Below are 16,198 nucleotides of genomic sequence, written 5' to 3'. Positions count from 1 at the left end.
CTCAGCGCCCCGTGGCGCCAGGTGCCGCCGCGGCCTGTCTGGCCGGTGTGACCAGGTACGGGCGCACGCTCTTGACCAGCATCGCCATCTCGTAGCCGAGGACCGCCGCGTCGGCCTCGCGCCCGGCGAGGACGGCGAGGCAGGTCCCGGACCCGGCGGTGGAGACGAAGAGCAGGGTGGAGTCGAGTTCGACGACGACCTGGCGGACCTCGCCGCCGTCGCCGAACCGGACGCCCGCGCTGCGCCCGAGCGAGTACAGGCCGGAGGCGAGGGCCGCCATGTGGTCGGCAGCGTCCTCGTCCAGGCCGTGCACCGATTTGACCAGGCCGTCGGAGGAGAGCAGGACCGCGCTCCTGGTGTACGGGACCCGCTGGACCAGACCGGTGAGCAGCCAGTCGAGGTCCGAGGAATGGCCGGTCGGCACATCGCTCGCCATGGTGCATCTACTCCTTGTGGGAATCGTCGTGGTGCTGCGGTTCGAACTGCGGTTCATCGGGCTGCCCGACCGTGGGCATCGCCTCGGCGAGACCGATGCCGCGCTGGAAGGCCGCCATCAACCCCGGGTCGTGCAGGGCGTGTTCGTCGGACGGGCGCGGGGCGGGCTCGTTCCGCAGCTGGGGTACGAGGTGCTCCTGCGCGCGCCGCTTGGGGAGCTGGGGGCGGCCCATCGTGCCGCGTACGGCTCCCCCTGGTGCGGGAGTGTGCCCCGAGTTGGGGACGGTCGGTGGTGCCAACGGCTCGGTACGACCCGAGTGGGTGACACCGGGCAGGGCCGCGGCCGGGTTGGGCCGCTCGCCCTTCTCGCCGCGCACCGGCAGCGGTCCCGGGGCCCGGCGGGCGGCGCTGTCGTGCTGCTCGCCGGACGGCGGCTGGAGCGGGATGTGCGGTGCGCTGCTGACGTACGTGAGGGTGCGCCGGTCGCCTTCGCGCGCGGGCGCGGCGGCGGCGGCCTCGGCGGGGGCCGGGACCGCCGCGGGCAGCGGGCCGGGGCGGGACTGGCCGGAGGCGATGACGGAGGCGGCGTTGGCCGAGTCGGCGACGGCCTCCTCGGGGGTGCTCGCGGCGGCTGTGTCGGAGTCGGCGCCGAGCAGGCCCTGGGGCAGGACGAGGACGGCCTGCACCCCTCCGTAGATGTTGGACTGCAGGCGTACGGCGATGCCGTGCCTGCGGGCGAGCGCGGAGACCACGAACAGGCCGATGCGGCCGTCCTGGAGCAGGTGCGCCACGTTGACCTGGTCGGGGTCGGCGAGCAGGGCGTTCATCTTGTTCTGCTCGGTGACCGACATGCCCAGGCCGCGGTCCTCGACCTCGACGGCGAGTCCGGCGGTGACATGCTGGGCGCGCATCACCACGGTGGTGTGCGGGGCGCTGAACAGGGTCGCGTTCTCGACGAGTTCGGCGAGCAGGTGGATGACGTCGGCGACCGCGTGGCCGCGCAGGGTGCCGTCGATCGGGGGGACGAGCTTGACCCGGGGGTACTGCTCGACCTCGGCGATGGAGGAGCGCAGGACCTCGGTCATGGTGACCGGGTTGGACCACTGGCGCCGGGAGATGGCGCCACCGAGGACGGCGAGGTTCTCGGCGTGCCGCCGGATGCGGGTGGCCAGGTGGTCGACGTGGAAGAGGCCCTTGAGCAGCTCGGGGTCCTCCACCTCGTTCTCCAGCTCGTCCAGGAGCTGGATCTCGCGGTGGACGAGGGACTGGAGCCGGCGGGCGAGGTTGACGAAGACCTCGACCTTCTGTTCGTTGCCGACGCTGCTGGAGAGCCGGGACGCCTGGACGACGGCCGCGACGGCGGCCTCGTGGGAGCGGGCGAGCTCCAGCGAGAGCTGGTCGAACTCGTCGCCGTCGCCCCGGGGTTCGGGCAGCGCGCGGCGGGCGGCGGGCCGTTCGCCGCGGCGCAGCTGGTCGACGACGGCGCGCAGTTCGCTCTGGCCGCGCGCGCTGCTGCGGCGCAGCGTGGTGCAGCGCTCCAGCAGGGCCCGCGCGGTGCGGTCGGCGCCGACGACGGCCGCCAGGAGTCCGGCGGCGGCGAGCGCGGCGGACCCGGCGAGGGCGGCCCACAGCGAGGGGGTCGGCGCGGTGCCGGTGGAGCGCAGGGTGAACAGGACGGCGGCCGCGCCGCCGAGGGCGACGACGACGGCGGGCAGCAGGGTGGTGCGCAGGAGTTGCGTGCGTATGCGGGCTTCCGGTGCCTGCGGTGCGGGCGGCTTCCCCGACAGGGAGCGGGCGCCGGGCCTGCCGTGCCGCCCGCCTTCGCGGCGGTCGGACCGCGCGGCGGGTGCGCGAAGTTGTGACATCAGCGTCCTTGGTACGTGGGGCCCCAGGAATCGGCGGTTCGGCTGTGTTGACGTGGTGCTCTGGTGGTGTTCGGCCGGTTTCGCCACCGGGCTCACCCGGTGCGACGTGAGCCCAACGTTGATCACCGGCCACTCACGGTAGTCGTCAACCGTTCAGGTGTGGTGGGCAGTTGACAAACTTGCCCGCAGAGCGTCCCGCTCTGGTATGAGGGCTCGCACGACAGGCCGATATGCGCGGGGCCGGACGCCGGGCGCGCGGAGGCACCGGCGCACGCGACGACCCCCGGACGGCGCGGGTGCCGTGCGGGGGTCGCGGGAGGGGGTCGTGGGGCCGGTGCGGTGCCTGGGCCGGGGGTCAGGCGGTCGGTGCCTCCTGCGGTACGGAGACGGCCGGCTCGGGCCAGCCGCCGGCGGGCGCCGTGGCGAATCCACGCCACCAGGGCGCGTCCGGCACCGCGTCGCCGGTCGGCTCGAAGGGCTCGCCCGGGCGGGGCAGGGCCAGCGGCTGCCGCTCGGCGGCGCCCGCCGCGAGGGTGCCCTCGCCGGGCTCGGCCCACGGATGCGGGGCCAGGTTGAAGGTGCCCCAGTGGATCGGCAGCATCACGCCGTGCGGGGCGCCGCCCTGGAGGTCGAGGTGGGCGCGCACGCCCTCCGCGGGGGTCATGTGGATGTCGGGCCAGTACTCCGAGTACGCGCCGATCTGGATCATCGTGGCGTCGAAGGGGCCGTGCTCGGCGCCGATGCTCGCGAAGCTGGCGACGCCGTCGGTTCCCCTGGGCATGTAGCCGGTGTCGCCGCTGTGGTAGATCCGGTGCTCCGGCCCCTCGGCCACCCAGGACGCCCACAGGGTGTGCTGGGTGTTGCGCAGTCCGCGTCCGCAGAAGTGCCGGGCCGGGGTGGCGGTCAGCCGGATGCCGGCCACCTCGGTGGACTCGTTCCAGTCCAGCTCGCGCAGGCGCGAAGGGGCCACGCCCCAGAGCTCCAGGTGCGCGCCCACGCCCAGCGGTACGGCGAAGACGGTGTCGGTGCCCGCCAGCTCGCGGATCGTGGGCATGTCCAGGTGGTCGTAGTGGTCGTGGGAGATCACCACCACGTCGACCGGGCCGAGCGCGGCCAGCGGCAGCGGGACCGGGTGCAGGCGCTTGGGCCCGGCGAAGGGGAAGGGGGAGCAGCGGTCGCCCCAGACCGGGTCGAAGAGCACCCGGACCCCGTCGATCTCGGCGAGCACGCTGGAATGGCCCATCCAGGTGAGCCGCAGGCCCGAGGCGGGCGGCTTGGACAGGTCGGCGAGGGTGGTGGGGTGCACCGGGAGGGCGCCGGACGGGGCGCGCCGGGCGCGAGCCTCCCGCTCGAAGTACACCTTGGCGAACTCCACGGCCGACCCGGTGGGCCGGTGGCGGGCACCCAGCGGGTTCTGGAACACGCCGTCCTTGAAGTTCGGCGAGCGGCGGATGCGCGCCAGCCGCTCCCCCTCGGGCTCGGCGCCGAAGGCCGGCGGCGTCAGCCCGCGCAGCCGCGTGAGCAGGGGGTCCAGAGGTCCGGGGCTGGTCACAGCGCCTCCTGGGGTTCGGGGTCGATCCATTATGGGCGCGGCGCCGGACGGCCGTGCGCCCGGCAGGGGCGGGTCCCGAACGGCCCGCCGCGCGCCCCTCGCCCCTCCCAACGGCCGGGGCGCGTGTCACATTCCGGCGGGGGTCGCGCGTCATAAGAGTGAGTACCGCCACGTGAGTACCGCGGAGCGGCTGCGCGGCGCCGGGTGGGGCGGCGTTCGTCGAGCCGGTCCTGGCGTCCCCGACCGGCCCGAGGACGCCCGTGAAACCTTTTGACAGCGGCGCGCGGCGCTCGGGATACTTCCCTTACTGAACAGCCGTTCAGTAAGGGAGAAGGTTTCACGAGGACCGAGGAGCGCCTTCCGTGACGACAGCGCCGCCGTTGCTGAGCGTGGACTGGACGGACCCGGTCACCGGCCGCACCGGCCACCTGGTCGTGGACCGCCTGGTGCGCGGGGTGGCCAGCGGGGGCCTGCGGATGCGCGCGGGCTGCACCCGCGAGGAGGTCGCGGGCCTGGCGCGGGGCATGACGATGAAGGAGGCCCTGCACTACGACCCGGACGCGCGGTACGTGCCGCTGGGCGGGGCCAAGGGCGGCATCGACTGCGACCCGCGCTCCCCCGAGGCGTACGGCGTGCTGGTGCGCTACCTGCGGGCGATGCGCCCGTACGTCGAGTCGATGTGGGCCACCGGCGAGGACCTCGGGCTCTCGCAGGACGTCGTGGACCGGGCCGCCGCCGAGGCGGGCCTGGTCTCCACGGTCCAGGCCGTCTACCCGCTGCTCGACGACGAGGCGGCGGCCCGCGCGCGGCTGGCCGACGCGTTCGCCGTGCGGGTCGCCGGCATCGGCCTGGACGCGCTGGTCGGCGGCTGCGGCGTCGCCGAGTCGGTGCTGGTCGCGCTGGACCGGGCCGGGGTGGCGCACGCGGGGACCCGGGTGAGCGTGCAGGGCCTGGGCACCATGGGCGGGGCCACCGCGCGCTTCCTGGCCGCGGCGGGGCTGGTGGTGGTGGCGGTCGCCGACGTGAAGGGCACGATCGCCAACCCGGCCGGGCTCGACGTGGAGGCGCTGCTGGCCGCGCGCGACGGGCACGGCGGCGTGGACCGCTCCGCGCTGCGCCCCGGCGACCGCGAGCTGGACGGGGACGCGTGGCTGGAGGCGGACGCGGAGGTGCTGGTCCCGGCGGCGGTGTCGTACGCGATCGGGCCCGCCGAGCAGGGCCGGGTGCGGGCCCGCTGGATCGCCGAGGCCGCCAACATGCCCGTACTGCCGCGGGCCGAGGAGCTCCTCGCCCGGCGCGGGGTGGTGGTGCTGCCGGACGTGGTGGTGAACTCCGGGACGAACGCCTGGTGGTGGTGGACGCTGTTCGGCGACGTCGGGGCGGACGCGGACGAGGCGTTCGCGTACACCCGCCGCGCCATGCGCTCCCTGGTCGGGCACGTCCTGGACCGGGCCGAGCGGGAGGGCGTCAGCCCGCGCGCCGCGGCCCACGCCCTGGCGGCCGACCGGCTGCCGGTCCTGGAGGAGCGGTACGGCTGGTACTGAGCGGCCGCGGCGCCGGACGCCCCCTTACGATGACGCGGTGGGCAGAGTCAGGTTGAACGTGGCCGAGCGGCGCGAGGAGCTGCTGCGGACGGCCGTGGAGCAGATCGAGGAGCGGGGCGTCGCGCAGGTGCGCATCGCCGACGTGGCCTCGGCGCTCGGCGTCTCCAACGCGCTGGTCCTGTACCACTTCTCGACCAAGGAGAAGCTGGTCGCGACGGCGTTCGCGTACGCCGCCGAGGGCGACCTGAACCGGCTGCGCGGCATCCTGGGGCGGCGCACCAGCGCGCTGCGCCGGCTGCGGGCCGCCGTGCGCTGGTACGCGCCCACCGGCCAGGCCAAGGGCTGGCGGCTGTGGATCGAGGGCTGGGCCGCCGCCCTGCGCGAGCCCGCGCTGCGCGAAGTGGCCCGCGACCTGGACCAGCAGTGGAAGCGGGCGCTCGCGGACGTGATCGCCGAGGGCGCGGCGGCCGGGGAGTTCGACTGCGAGGACCCCGCGTCGGCGGCCTGGCGGCTGACCGCCTACCTGGACGGCCTGGCCGTCCAGATGACCTCCTACGCGGGGTCCCTCTCGCGCGCCGCCATGCTCCAGTGGACCGACGACGCCCTCGCCCGTGAACTCGGCCTGCGACCGGCAGAGTTGGTTCAGCGCAGCTCGTAGACCGCGGTCACCGACACCTGGTCCTCGATCTCGCCCGGCGCCACCGGCACGCCCTCCTTGTCGAAGGCCACGGCGGGCATCGCCACCGGCCGGGGACGGCCGCCGTCGGCCTCGCTCAGCGACACCAGCCGGCCCAGCTTCATCCCGCTGAGCCTCGCGTGCTGGAGCGCCTTGTCGTGCGCGTCGGTGTGGGCGGCCCTGCGGGCCTTGGCGCGCAGCCCCTGGTTGTCGGCCACGTCGAAGGCGACGCCGTGCACCCGGCCCGCGTCGCCCGCCGCGTCCATGGCCGCCTGCAGGACGCTGCCGGTCTTCTTGATGGAGCGCACCTTCACGGAGAAGACCTGGGTGGCCTGGTAGCCGGTGAGCTTGGTGTTGCCGTCCTTGTCGGTCTGCTGGACGGCGTTGAGGGAGAGCGACTCGGTGCGGATGTCGCGGTCCTGCACGCCCTGCTTGCGCACGGCGGCCAGCAGCGCCTCGGCGGCGGCGCTCTGGGCGTCCAGCGCCTCCTTGGCGGACGGCCGGGTGACGTCGACGCCGAGGGTGACCACGGACATGTCGGGCGCGGCGCTGGCGCTGCCCTCGCCGGTGACGGTGACGGTGGTCGGCTGCGGCGCGACGGCCGCCGCGGCGGGGGCCACCGACTGCTGCGCGGCGACGGCGGGCGCGGCGCCCGCCACCAGCAGGCCGCCGGCGACGACGGCCGCGGCGAGCGAGTGGGCGGCGAGGGCCTTGGGCGTGCGTACGGTCATCGTCAGGGTCCTTTCGGCGGGGCGCCCGGGAGGCGGCGGAGCCGCACGGGCCCCGCGCGCACATCCCAGCACCGCGCGCGCCCGGGGCGTGAGCGCCACTCCTGCCCTGTCACCTCTCCGTACCAGCGCGCCGCCCGCGCACGCCGGAAGGCCGTTCGGCGTACCAGCGGACCATGTGCCCGCAGAGGGCCGGAAGGCCGCCCTCCGGTGCTCGCGCACCGGACCGGGCGGCCTTTTCCGCGGTCCCCTACAGGGGGAGGAGGTCGGGGCGCTTCGCCGCCACGTGGTCCCCGGAGCTCTCCCCGCGCAGCCTGCGGCCGATCCACGGCACCAGGTGCTCGCGCGCCCAGTGGATGTCGTCGCGCCGCACCTCCAGGGTGCCGCGCGGCGGCAGCGGCGGCCACGCCTGGTCGGGGTCGGCGGGCACCGGGAGGCCGAGCACCTGGGCGGCGCGCAGCGCGACCCGGGTGTGGCCCTCGGCCGACAGGTGGAGCCGGTCGCCGTCCCAAGCCCGCCTGTCCTGCACGGACTTGAGGGACCACAGGTCGAGGACCGGGCAGCCGTAGCGGTCGGCGACGGCCCGTACGTGACCGTTGTACGTGGCGATCTTGCCGCGCAGGTGGCGCAGCAGGGCCACGCCGCGGGTGTCGAAGCCCGTGGTGATCATGACGGTGCCGACGGCCGAGCTGAGGTCGGCGACGGCGCGCTCGAAGCGCTCGGCGACCTCGTCGGGGTCGGTGCCGGGGCGGATGATGTCGTTGCCGCCCGCGCAGAAGGTCACCAGGTCGGGGGCGAGCTCCTTGGCCCGGGGGACCTGCTCCTCGACGATCTGGTCGAGGAGGCGGCCGCGCACGGCGAGGTTGGCGTAGCGGAACGCGTGCTCCGGCCGGCGGTCCGCGAGCAGCACCGCGAAGCGGTCCGCCCAGCCGACGAAGGCGCCGTCGGGGCCGGGGTCGCCGACGCCCTCGGTGAAGCTGTCACCGATCGCCACGTACGACCCGAATGCGTCTCTGTCTCTGGATCTCGAATCGTCTGCCACGTGCACACATCTTTCCCTTACGGATGTGACCTACGCGACCGTAAGGAGGGGTTGACGCGGGGTGAGATTCGCCACCGGTCAAGTTTCCTCCAAGCAGGAATACGGGCCGGCGCACGCCGAGGGGCCCCGCACGCGGACGCGTGCGGGGCCCCTCCGTTCGGGTGGACGGCGCCGGCGGGCGGCGCGGGTGGACGGTGCGTCAGAGGGACGCGCCGTGCTGGCGCAGGTACGCCACCGGGTCGATGTCGGAGCCGTAGTCGGGCGAGGTGCGCATCTCGAAGTGCAGGTGCGGTCCGGTGACGTTCCCGGTGGAGCCGGAGAGGCCGATCCGGTCGCCCTCGCCGACGCTCTGGCCGGCCGAGACGGAGAGCGAGGAGAGGTGGGCGTACTGGGAGTAGTTGCCGTCCGCGTGGCGGATGACGACCTGGTTGCCGTACGCGCCGCCCCAGCCCGCGGAGACCACGGTGCCCTGGCCGACGGCGTGCACCGGGGTGCCGCTGGAGGCGGAGAAGTCGACGCCCGTGTGGTAGCCGGAGGACCACATGCCGCCGGAGGCGCGGTAGGGGGTGGTGACGCCCGCGTCGACGGGAGCGGTGAAGCCGGAGCCGCCGCCACCGCGGGCGGAGGTCCGGGTGTTCTCCGAGCGCGTGGCGCCGGAGGAGTCGTCGGAGTCGTCGGAGGCCTGCGGCGCCGACGGGCGCGGCTGCTCCTTCGGGGCGGTGCGCTCGGCCTTCGGGGCGGCGGCGCCCGCGGGGGCCTTGGCACCCAGGGTGAGCTTCATGCCGGGCAGGATCAGGGACGGGTCCCCGCCGACGACGGTGCGGTTGTCCTCGTACAGCTTCTGCCAGCCGCCGCTGAGCCGCCGCTCCTCGGCGATCTTCGACAGGTAGTCGCCGCTGACGACGGTGTACGTGGTGGCCCGGGTCTTCGCCGGGGCCTTCGCCGCCACCTGGGCGACGGGCTTCGCGGCGGCCCGCTGCTGGACCGGGGCGGGCGCCTCGGGGGCGGCCTGCTGCGCGGCGTGGGCGCCGGTGGCGCCGATCAGCGGGAGGGCGAGGGCGGCCCCGCCGGTTCCGGCGGCGGCGAGGCCGCGGCCGAGCGGACGGGCCTTGGGACGTCGGTGCTTACCCTTCGCGGGCATGGGGCATTCCTCTCCGGCGCCTGCGAGGTGAGCTGTCGGGTTCGGGCTGGAGGTGCCCGGCCGTACGGAATTCCGTACGGCTTAACCCCGAGCCGTCCGTGGGTACGGAAACGGCGTTCTACCTGGGTCCCCCGCTCCTGCCACGCGTGGATGGGTGCGAATTCCGGGCGGCGGCAGGATTAGGCGGTCCGACCGGATTGACGGTGACCGTAAACGAGCGGGACGGACGGGAACAAGCGGTTCGGCGAATCCCGCATTCGAACGCGGGACTTTACCCCCGGATTACCGTCACCCTCCGTGGATTTTCGATCTTCGCGGTTCGTCGATCGCGCTTGTCGGCACGGTATTCGGCGCACCGTGCACCAGCACGCAACGTCACGGGTATGAGCCTGCTCACGTGCCCCGGACCAATTGAGCAGGGACCGGGGCACGATGGAGTGAATTCCAGGAAGAAGGAAGAAGGTCCCCAATCGGTCATATACGGATAGAAGGTTCAGACACCCCGCCGGAGGGCCGGGTGCGCCGCGGCTCAGGAGAACGGGTCAGGAGTGGTCCGTCCCGCGCCAGTACCGCACGAACTCCACGGCGGTCCGCCGCCCCTCCTCCACCAGCGCGTCCCGCGCCCGCGCGCCGATCGCGAAGTCGGTCACGCCGACGCCCGAGCAGTCCACCGCGATGGTCCGCTCGCGCACGCCGGGCCGGTCCAGGTGCGTCTGGTCGCGCCCCACCAGCGCGGTGGTCACCACCTGCTGCGCCAGCTGGAGCGGCGGCCACATCACCCGCGCGGCCAGCGGGAACAGCTGGGCGATCCCGGCGGGCAGGTCGGGCAGGATCCGTACGCCGAAGGACGGCCAGCGGCTCGGCCGCCCGTCGGTGCGGTCGAAGATCTCCACCGCGAAGTTCGACAGGCTGCCGCCGTCCACGAGGACCGAGGACTCCCCCGTGACCGGGTCCCGCAGGGAGCACGGCCGGAAGTAGAACGGGATCGACAGCGAGCAGCGCACCGCGTCCGCGACGACCTGCGCGTCCGGGTCGAGGTGGAAGAGCCGGTAGTCCCAGGGCAGCCGCAGCAGCCGCCCCCGGGTCACGTCGGTGACCAGGACGACCAGCTTGTAGCGCTGGTCCTCGGGCAGGTCCGCCGACGCCCCGGGGTCCTCGTACCGCAGGTCGCCGAAGGTGCGCACGCCCAGCTCCGCCAGTTCGCGCTCCAGCCAGTCGCGGATCCAGGCGCCCCGGTAGGCGCCGCTCGCCCCGGCCAGGCCCACGCCCTCGCTCAGCAGCGGGACCCCGGGCGGCAGCCGGTCCGGCACCCGGGCCAGGTCCAGCCGCTCCACGGCCGCCCGCAGCTCCTTGGCGCCCGCCCCGGCCGCGACCAGCGCCGCGGCGATCGCGCCGACCGAGGTGCCGGCCGCGCGCGGGAAGGCGTAGCCCTCCTCCTGGAGGCCGATGACCGCGCCCGCGGCGCCCAGGCCGCGCACGCCGCCGCCCTCCAGGACCAGGTCGGCGCGGGGCGCGCCGGTGGGACCGGTCGCCACGGCCTAGCCCTCCCGGCCCGCGACGCGCCAGGGCGCGAAGGCGTTCCGCACGCCGCTGAGCGCGGTGCGCAGTTCGGGGTGGTGCCTCAATAGCACGGTCAGCATGGAGTTGTCGTCGATCCAGCGCATTCCGGCCTTCGAGTACACCTCGGGGGTGTAGTACTCGGTGAAGAACCGGTCGCTGTTGAGGCGGCGCGACGCCATCAGGATGAAGATCCGGAATGCCGTGTCGCTGAAGGCGAATCCGGCCGGGAGTTTCTCCGCGTACAGGCCCACCTGGAGGTCGACCCTTTCGATGTCGCCGGAGTAGAGGCGTTCGATCTCGCGCGCCCATTCCTTGTTGTCCGTCAGTTCCGCGAAGTTCCGGGCGGGCTTGAGGTGCAGGAGCCTGCGGAACTCGTTGTAACGGGGCACGCCGAGTTCCCGGGAGCGCAGGATGTCGGTGGCGGCCAGGTCCTGGAGGTGCCCGTCGGGACGCTCGTACTCCTGGAGGAACCGCGGGAAGTTGTGCAGGGTCACCAGGCCGGGCGGGAGGGTGCCGAAGCTGTAGAGCAGGTCGGCGGTGGAGACGGACTGCAGGACCTTCAGGGCCTCGGGGCCCGCCAGTTCGCGGAACGTGGCCTCGCGCAGGGTGCCGTCGTCGCGCGCGGAGCGCAGGTGCCAGTCGTCGCGGACGAGCGGGTGCATGCGGTAGACGGCGACGAACTCCTCGGTGAGGGAGAACGGGATGCCGTAGTGGTCGGTGGCGGTGCCGGGGATGCCGCTCACCACCTCGGAGGCGCTGATCCGGCCGAACAGGTCGTGGACGCGTTCCCCGGCCAGGCCCCACCAGTTGGTGCGCAGGGCGGTGACGGTGGTGGGGTGGCTGATGACGGCGGGCGTCCACTCCACGGTGTGGATCTTCGCCAGGAGCGCGGAGTTGACCAGCCGCGCGCGCTGGAACAGCTCCTCGTCGTCCCAGCCGGGGTACTGCGCGTGCAGGTGGTCGCAGATCGCGTTGTGCTCCTTGGTGAACAGCGTCTGGAGCAGGACGAGTCCGAGCCAGAAGCCGGGCGACCGCGAGGGGTCGCGGGTGGTGTCGGCGGGGAACGGCAGCCGCCCGTCCTCGGTCAGCCGCAGCCTGCCGTGCTCGCCGGTGCGCAGCGCGCGCAGTTCCTCCTCGCCGGTGCCGTAGATCTGGGAGGCGTCCCACCAGTGCGAGAGGACGTTGACCCGGGTGTCGGGCGTCCCGGCGGGCGCGTGCGGGTCGCGGGTCGGGTCGTCCGGGGTCCGCATGATCCGCATGGGCTGCTCGGGCCAGGGGTCGTCACCGGTGAGCGGCACGGTCCAGGGCCGGTCGGTGGGGCTGCTGCCGTGGCTGAACCAGTCGCGGATCATGAACTGCAGCCAGGCGGCGACCAGGGAGTTGACGGTGGTGGCCGGGACGAAGGCGGTACGGGTGAGCAGGGCGCGGCTGACCTCGCGCGGGTTGGGTCCGGAGAGGACGTCGGCCGCCGAGACCGGGGGCACCCGGTCCAGCGGGATGTTGCGGCCGAAGCGGGTGCCGGCCATGCCCATGCGGGGCTGTGCCAGGTCGTTGTAGGAGCCGTCGGGGGTGCGGTTGACGTGGTGGGCGGAGTCCTTGGGCGGCTGCGGCTCGGGCCCGTCGACCGACGGGATGGCGTTGGTGTCGTACAGGTTGTGCCGGCGCAGGGTGACGCGCAGGCCGAGCAGGGTGGCCAGGCCGAGCGGCAGGGGCAGCTTGTCCCAGCCGATCCGGTCGTCGAGGTAGCGGCTGGCGCCGGTGACGAGGCGCCACGGCAGCGAATCGCGGTAGCCGCGGGCCGAGGGTCCTTGGGTGCTCATCGGTCTCCCCCTGGTACGGACGGTGGTGCGGGTGGTGGTGCGGACGGGACGGTCGCGCGCGGGCCGGCGCGGCGGCCCCGGGCGCGGCGCGCGTGGCGCGGCAGCGCGTCGGCGAGGATCACGTCGCTCGCCTTCTCGCTGATCATGTAGAGGGGCGTGGCGACGAAGAAGCCGGGGACGCGCGGGAAGACGGAGGCGTCGACGACGCGCAGCCGCCGTACGCCGCGCACCCGGAACCGGCTGTCAAGCACGGCCAGCGGGTCGCCGTCCGGGCCGATGCGCGCGGTGCAGGAGGCGTGGTGGCCCCAGGCCTCGTCGCGCACCCAGCGGCGCACCTTCTCGCGGGTGTCGACGCCGGGCCCCGGCCACAGTTCGGCGGCGAGCGCCCCGCCCGCGCGCTCGTTCACGCCGCGCACGAACGCCACCGCGTCGGCCATCGCCTCCAGGTCGAGGCCGTCCCGGTCGCTGCCCTCGGTGAAGTGGTGGAAGTCCACCAGCGGGGTGTCGCGCGGGTCGGCGGAGCGCAGCCGCACCGTGCCCGCGGTGTTGCGGGTGCGGGCCTTGAGGATCGCCCAGGTGAACCGGTCCTTGTGGCGCAGCACTTCGCGCGAGTAGCCCGGGTAGTAGCCGCGGAAGTCGGCGGGCAGCCCGAAGACGAAGAGGTCGGGGTCCGGCAGGTCGGGCCGGGACCGGCGGGTGAGGCCGATGACGGAGCCGTTGGTGGTGTACAGGCCCCGGCCCCGCTGCCAGGCGCGGTAGCAGCGGTCGGGCTCGTCGCCCGCCGCGGGGGCGTGGAAGGAGCAGTCGCGCAGCAGCGGGAAGTCGTGGATGGTGCGGCTGACCACGCCGACCTCGTAGCGGTCCTGGAGGTTGCCGCCGACGCCGGGGCTGTCGGCGCGCACCTCGATGCCGTGCCGCTCCAGTTCCTCGCGGGGGCCGACCCCGGAGAGCATCAGCAGCTGCGGGGTGCCGAAGGCGCCCGCGGACAGGACGACTTCGCGGGCCGCCGACACCCGCTGGAGGGCGGGGAGGGCGGCGCCGGGGTCGCACAGCGGGTCGGCCCGGTGGGCGTGCGCGCGCTCGGCGTACTCCACCCCGGTGGCGGTGCCGTCCTCGTCGATGAGGACGCGGGTGACGAGCACGCCGGTGCGCACCACGAGCCGGTCGGGGCGGGCCGCGCGCACGGCGGCGAGCCGCTCGCGCACGGCGCTGCGGCGCCCGCCGTCGGTGGAGAGCGGGATCTGCCACAGGCCCTCCAGGGACCGGGTCTGCACCCGCCAGTCGTTGGGGTCGACGAGGGAGCCGAAGCCCTCCAGCGGGGACAGCGGGCGGCCCAGGAACCCGGCGAGGCCGCTCTCGGCGGCCGACAGGATGACCTTGAGCAGCTGCGGGTCCTCGATGACCAGGGCCGGGTCGGCGAGGGTGGTGGGCAGCCAGCCGTCCCAGCCGTGGCGGGACTTGTTGACGTACCGCTCGGAGACGAACGGCAGGGAGCGGGCCAGCGCGGAGAGCAGCGGGCCGCGGGGCAGCAGCCGGGGGCGCTCGCGGTAGCCGCAGCGCTCGATGCGCTCGAAGTAGCCGCGCATGGCGCGGCTGTTCCAGGAGGTGTCGCCGGTGTCCCGGGCGATCGCGTCGAAGTCGCTGTTGTAGGGGTAGACGGTGATCAGGGCGTGGTGGGCGGTGCAGCCGCCGACGGCGCTCGCGCGGGGGTAGAGGATGCCCTTGCCGGGGACGGCCTTGGTGTCGCGCAGGTGCTGCTCCTCGTCGGCGTAGTGGCGCACGAAGCAGTCCCAGCGCTGTGCCGGGTCCTCGGAGGCGTCGCTGTGGAAGGCGGGCACCAGGTAGTTGTCGTCGTCGTGCTCCTGTCCGGCCTCCAGGAGCAGCACCCGCATGCCCGCCTCGGCGAGCCGGGCCGCGAGCGGGCCGCCGCCCGGGCCCGAGCCGACCACGACGTAGTCGAAGGCCCCGGGCGGTCCGCCGGCGGCGGCCGGGGTCACCGCCCGCCCCCGGCGCCGTCCCGGCCGCCGGTGAGCGCGCGGACGGCGAGCGCGGTGTTGGTGGCGGAGATCAGGGTGGTCATCACGGCGGTACGGGGCGGGAGTTGGCCGCGCAGTCCGAGCAGGGCGGCGGTGACGGTGTCGCTGGTGTGGATGAGGACGCCCTCGCGCAGGCCCCGGCGCAGCCGCTCGTCCCGGCTGGTCAGCAGGTCGAGGCCGAGAAGCACGGTGCGGATGCCGAAGAGCCGGAAGGCGTACACGGCGGCCGGGTTGGGCTCGGAGCCCCGGTCGAGGCGGTTGATGAGCAGGGCGGGGGCGAGCAGCCCCGCCGCGCCGTTGAAGAGCCGGATGCCGGCCAGGCCGTAGACGGCGGCCGGGCGCCGTGCGGCCTTGGCGGCGCGCTTCTTCGCCATGGTGGTCTCCCCGGGACGAGTGGGCGGAAGGGCGGAAAGGCGGGAGGGGCATGCGGGCGGGGGCGGGTACGGCGTGGGGCATGGGGCGCGGCGCGGTCGGCGGGGTCAGGGCCGTCCGAGCCGGCGGGAGCTGCTGACCCCGTAGGCGGCGTCGCGCGAGCGGTTGAGGTTGCCCAGCGGGCGGAAGGGGCCGGTGGTGCGCCAGGGGGTAAAGGCGAGTTGTTCGACGCGGCGCGCGACCTCGCGGCCGGCCGGGGTGTCGACGTCCTGGGCGGGGACGGTCAGGACGGCGACCGGGACGGGCGGGGCGACGTCCTCGGGCCAGGGCACCGAGGCGTCCTCGACGGGGGTGGTGCGCTCGTCGTCGAATCGCTGCAGGCAGAGCTCGAACTCCACGTCGCCGCCGCGCAGCCGCCCGGCGAGCTCGGTGCGCAGCCGGTCGGGGTCGTCGCGGCGCACGCCCGCCGTGCCCGACCCGCCCGCCAGGGGCCGCAGTTGGTACTGGACGGGGCCCGCGTCGCCCCACAGCACGGGCGCCTGGGACCAGTAGCGCTCGGTGGCCAGGCTGGTGACCTTGCGGCGGGTGGCGGAGAACAGGGTGCGCCGCATGCGGCTCGCGGCCCGGCGGCCCACCGCGCGCGGCAGGGGCACCAGGAAGCGCCAGCCGAGCCGGAGCGGCCCGGTGGCCCCGGCCATCACGGTGGCGAAGGCGACGAACTCGCGGGCGTTCGCGGCGTGCGAGGCGGGCGTGTTGAGCAGCAGCAGGTCGTGCCGCTCGTCGTCGCCGACCAGGACGCGGACGGTGGCGCCGCGCAGGTCGGGTACGGCGTCGGCGCCGTGGACGCCGGAGGCGCTGGACATCCGCACCAGCGCGCGGTAGGCGGCGCCGGGCTGGGCGTACCCGGCGCACAGGTCGGGCGGCAGGGTGTCGTGGAAGCGCAGCCGGGCGTCCTCGACGGCGAGCAGCGTCTTGGCGTGGAAGGCCCGGTCGGGCTCGTCGCGCCGGGCCCTGGCCTGGTTGGCCGCCTGGAGGGCGCCGACCTCGCGGGCCAGGTCCTCGAAGAGCAGCCGTTCGGCCTCGGCGCTGCCGCCCTCGTAGCGCTCGTACTTCTCGTGCTGGTGGGGATCGGTCACGGCCCTGGTCTCCTCACGGCCGGGGGCGGGGCCAAGGACGCTACTCGGCGCCCGGTGCGCGGGGATACGGGAGTTTCGGGCGCATTACCCGATCAACCCGGCGGCTCGGTACGGGAGTTCGGGGCGGGGCGGCACCCCTGGCGGCCGGGCGCGCGGTCGGCCCGGCGGCCGGACGTCCGCGGTCCCCGGGGCGCTCCCCCGCCCCAGCGGCCCCGTGGATGGCGGCCGTTCATGGCCGGGTCGGGCCAGCGCGCTCCCGGGTCCCGCGCCGGGCGCGGGCGGCGGCGTGCG

Annotated in this window: 13 protein-coding genes and 1 riboswitch; of the genes, 2 read left to right on the top strand and 11 right to left on the bottom strand. The window is 74.8% G+C overall.

All coding sequences use genetic code 11. From position 1 onward, the window contains the following. Position 1: 1 nt before the first annotated feature. The 3 genes from ABT160_RS21440 to ABT160_RS21430 form a co-directional block, all read right to left on the bottom strand. A complete protein-coding gene (locus ABT160_RS21440) occupies positions 2-436 on the bottom strand; it encodes a roadblock/LC7 domain-containing protein (RefSeq protein WP_351649304.1) in 435 nt (144 codons plus the stop codon). Between the two features lie 7 nt (positions 437-443). Further along, positions 444-2,300, bottom strand: a complete 1,857-nt coding sequence (locus tag ABT160_RS21435) for an ATP-binding protein (RefSeq protein ID WP_351649303.1) — start codon at positions 2,298-2,300, stop codon at positions 444-446. A 355-nt stretch (positions 2,301-2,655) separates the two neighbouring features. Further along, complete coding sequence (locus ABT160_RS21430) at positions 2,656-3,852, bottom strand: MBL fold metallo-hydrolase (RefSeq protein WP_351649302.1); 1,197 nt, start codon at positions 3,850-3,852, stop codon at positions 2,656-2,658. A 362-nt stretch (positions 3,853-4,214) separates the two neighbouring features. Between ABT160_RS21430 and ABT160_RS21425 the strand changes: the two genes are divergently transcribed. Both ABT160_RS21425 and ABT160_RS21420 read left to right on the top strand, forming a co-directional pair. Then, positions 4,215-5,396, top strand: coding sequence for a Glu/Leu/Phe/Val dehydrogenase dimerization domain-containing protein (locus tag ABT160_RS21425; RefSeq protein ID WP_351649301.1), 1,182 nt, complete (start codon positions 4,215-4,217; stop codon positions 5,394-5,396). Positions 5,397-5,433: 37 nt separating this feature from the next. Then, positions 5,434-6,054, top strand: a complete 621-nt coding sequence (locus tag ABT160_RS21420) for a TetR/AcrR family transcriptional regulator (protein WP_351649300.1) — start codon at positions 5,434-5,436, stop codon at positions 6,052-6,054. Here the strand turns inward: ABT160_RS21420 and ABT160_RS21415 are convergent. From ABT160_RS21415 to ABT160_RS21380, 8 genes are all read right to left on the bottom strand, one after another. Next, the gene (locus ABT160_RS21415) at positions 6,039-6,803 is read right to left on the bottom strand and encodes an SIMPL domain-containing protein (RefSeq protein ID WP_351649299.1); all 765 of its coding nucleotides are present in this window, start codon (positions 6,801-6,803) and stop codon (positions 6,039-6,041) included. The genes ABT160_RS21420 and ABT160_RS21415 overlap by 16 nt on opposite strands. A 247-nt stretch (positions 6,804-7,050) precedes the next feature. Then, positions 7,051-7,842: an SGNH/GDSL hydrolase family protein gene (locus tag ABT160_RS21410; RefSeq protein ID WP_351649298.1), complete on the bottom strand. Its 792-nt coding sequence runs from the start codon at positions 7,840-7,842 to the stop codon at positions 7,051-7,053. A gap of 199 nt (positions 7,843-8,041) precedes the next feature. Beyond that, positions 8,042-8,983 (bottom strand): M23 family metallopeptidase, encoded by a 942-nt coding sequence (locus ABT160_RS21405; RefSeq protein WP_351649297.1) that lies wholly within the window; start codon positions 8,981-8,983, stop codon positions 8,042-8,044. 4 nt (positions 8,984-8,987) lie between these two features. Next, positions 8,988-9,150: riboswitch (cyclic di-AMP (ydaO/yuaA leader) on the bottom strand. A 375-nt stretch (positions 9,151-9,525) separates the two neighbouring features. Further along, on the bottom strand, positions 9,526-10,518 hold the full coding sequence (locus ABT160_RS21400; RefSeq protein WP_351649296.1) for a patatin-like phospholipase family protein: 993 nt from the start codon (positions 10,516-10,518) through the stop codon (positions 9,526-9,528). 3 nt (positions 10,519-10,521) lie between these two features. Beyond that, on the bottom strand, positions 10,522-12,363 hold the full coding sequence (locus ABT160_RS21395) for a peroxidase family protein (RefSeq protein WP_351649295.1): 1,842 nt from the start codon (positions 12,361-12,363) through the stop codon (positions 10,522-10,524). Beyond that, positions 12,360-14,360, bottom strand: coding sequence for a GMC family oxidoreductase (locus ABT160_RS21390; protein WP_351649294.1), 2,001 nt, complete (start codon positions 14,358-14,360; stop codon positions 12,360-12,362). Before ABT160_RS21390 ends, ABT160_RS21395 begins: the two co-directional genes overlap by 4 nt. Beyond that, positions 14,357-14,773, bottom strand: coding sequence for a hypothetical protein (locus ABT160_RS21385; RefSeq protein ID WP_351649293.1), 417 nt, complete (start codon positions 14,771-14,773; stop codon positions 14,357-14,359). Before ABT160_RS21385 ends, ABT160_RS21390 begins: the two co-directional genes overlap by 4 nt. 105 nt (positions 14,774-14,878) lie before the next feature. Then, positions 14,879-15,907, bottom strand: coding sequence for a catalase family protein (locus ABT160_RS21380; protein WP_351649292.1), 1,029 nt, complete (start codon positions 15,905-15,907; stop codon positions 14,879-14,881). Positions 15,908-16,198 lie beyond the last annotated feature (291 nt).

Source organism: Streptomyces sp. NPDC001941, from assembly GCF_040296945.1.
Lineage (GTDB): Bacteria > Actinomycetota > Actinomycetes > Streptomycetales > Streptomycetaceae > Streptomyces.
This window is presented reverse-complemented; position numbering and strand designations above follow the sequence as displayed.

Excerpts from the sequence above, each read along its gene's own strand:
- ABT160_RS21440 (WP_351649304.1), bottom strand. The coding sequence starts at position 436 with ATGGCGAGCGATGTGCCGACCGGCCATTCCTCGGACCTCGACTGGCTG.
- ABT160_RS21435 (WP_351649303.1), bottom strand. The coding sequence starts at position 2,300 with ATGTCACAACTTCGCGCACCCGCCGCGCGGTCCGACCGCCGCGAAGGC.
- ABT160_RS21415 (WP_351649299.1), bottom strand. The coding sequence starts at position 6,803 with ATGACCGTACGCACGCCCAAGGCCCTCGCCGCCCACTCGCTCGCCGCG.
- ABT160_RS21405 (WP_351649297.1), bottom strand. The coding sequence starts at position 8,983 with ATGCCCGCGAAGGGTAAGCACCGACGTCCCAAGGCCCGTCCGCTCGGC.
- ABT160_RS21395 (WP_351649295.1), bottom strand. The coding sequence starts at position 12,363 with ATGAGCACCCAAGGACCCTCGGCCCGCGGCTACCGCGATTCGCTGCCG.
- ABT160_RS21385 (WP_351649293.1), bottom strand. The coding sequence starts at position 14,773 with ATGGCGAAGAAGCGCGCCGCCAAGGCCGCACGGCGCCCGGCCGCCGTC.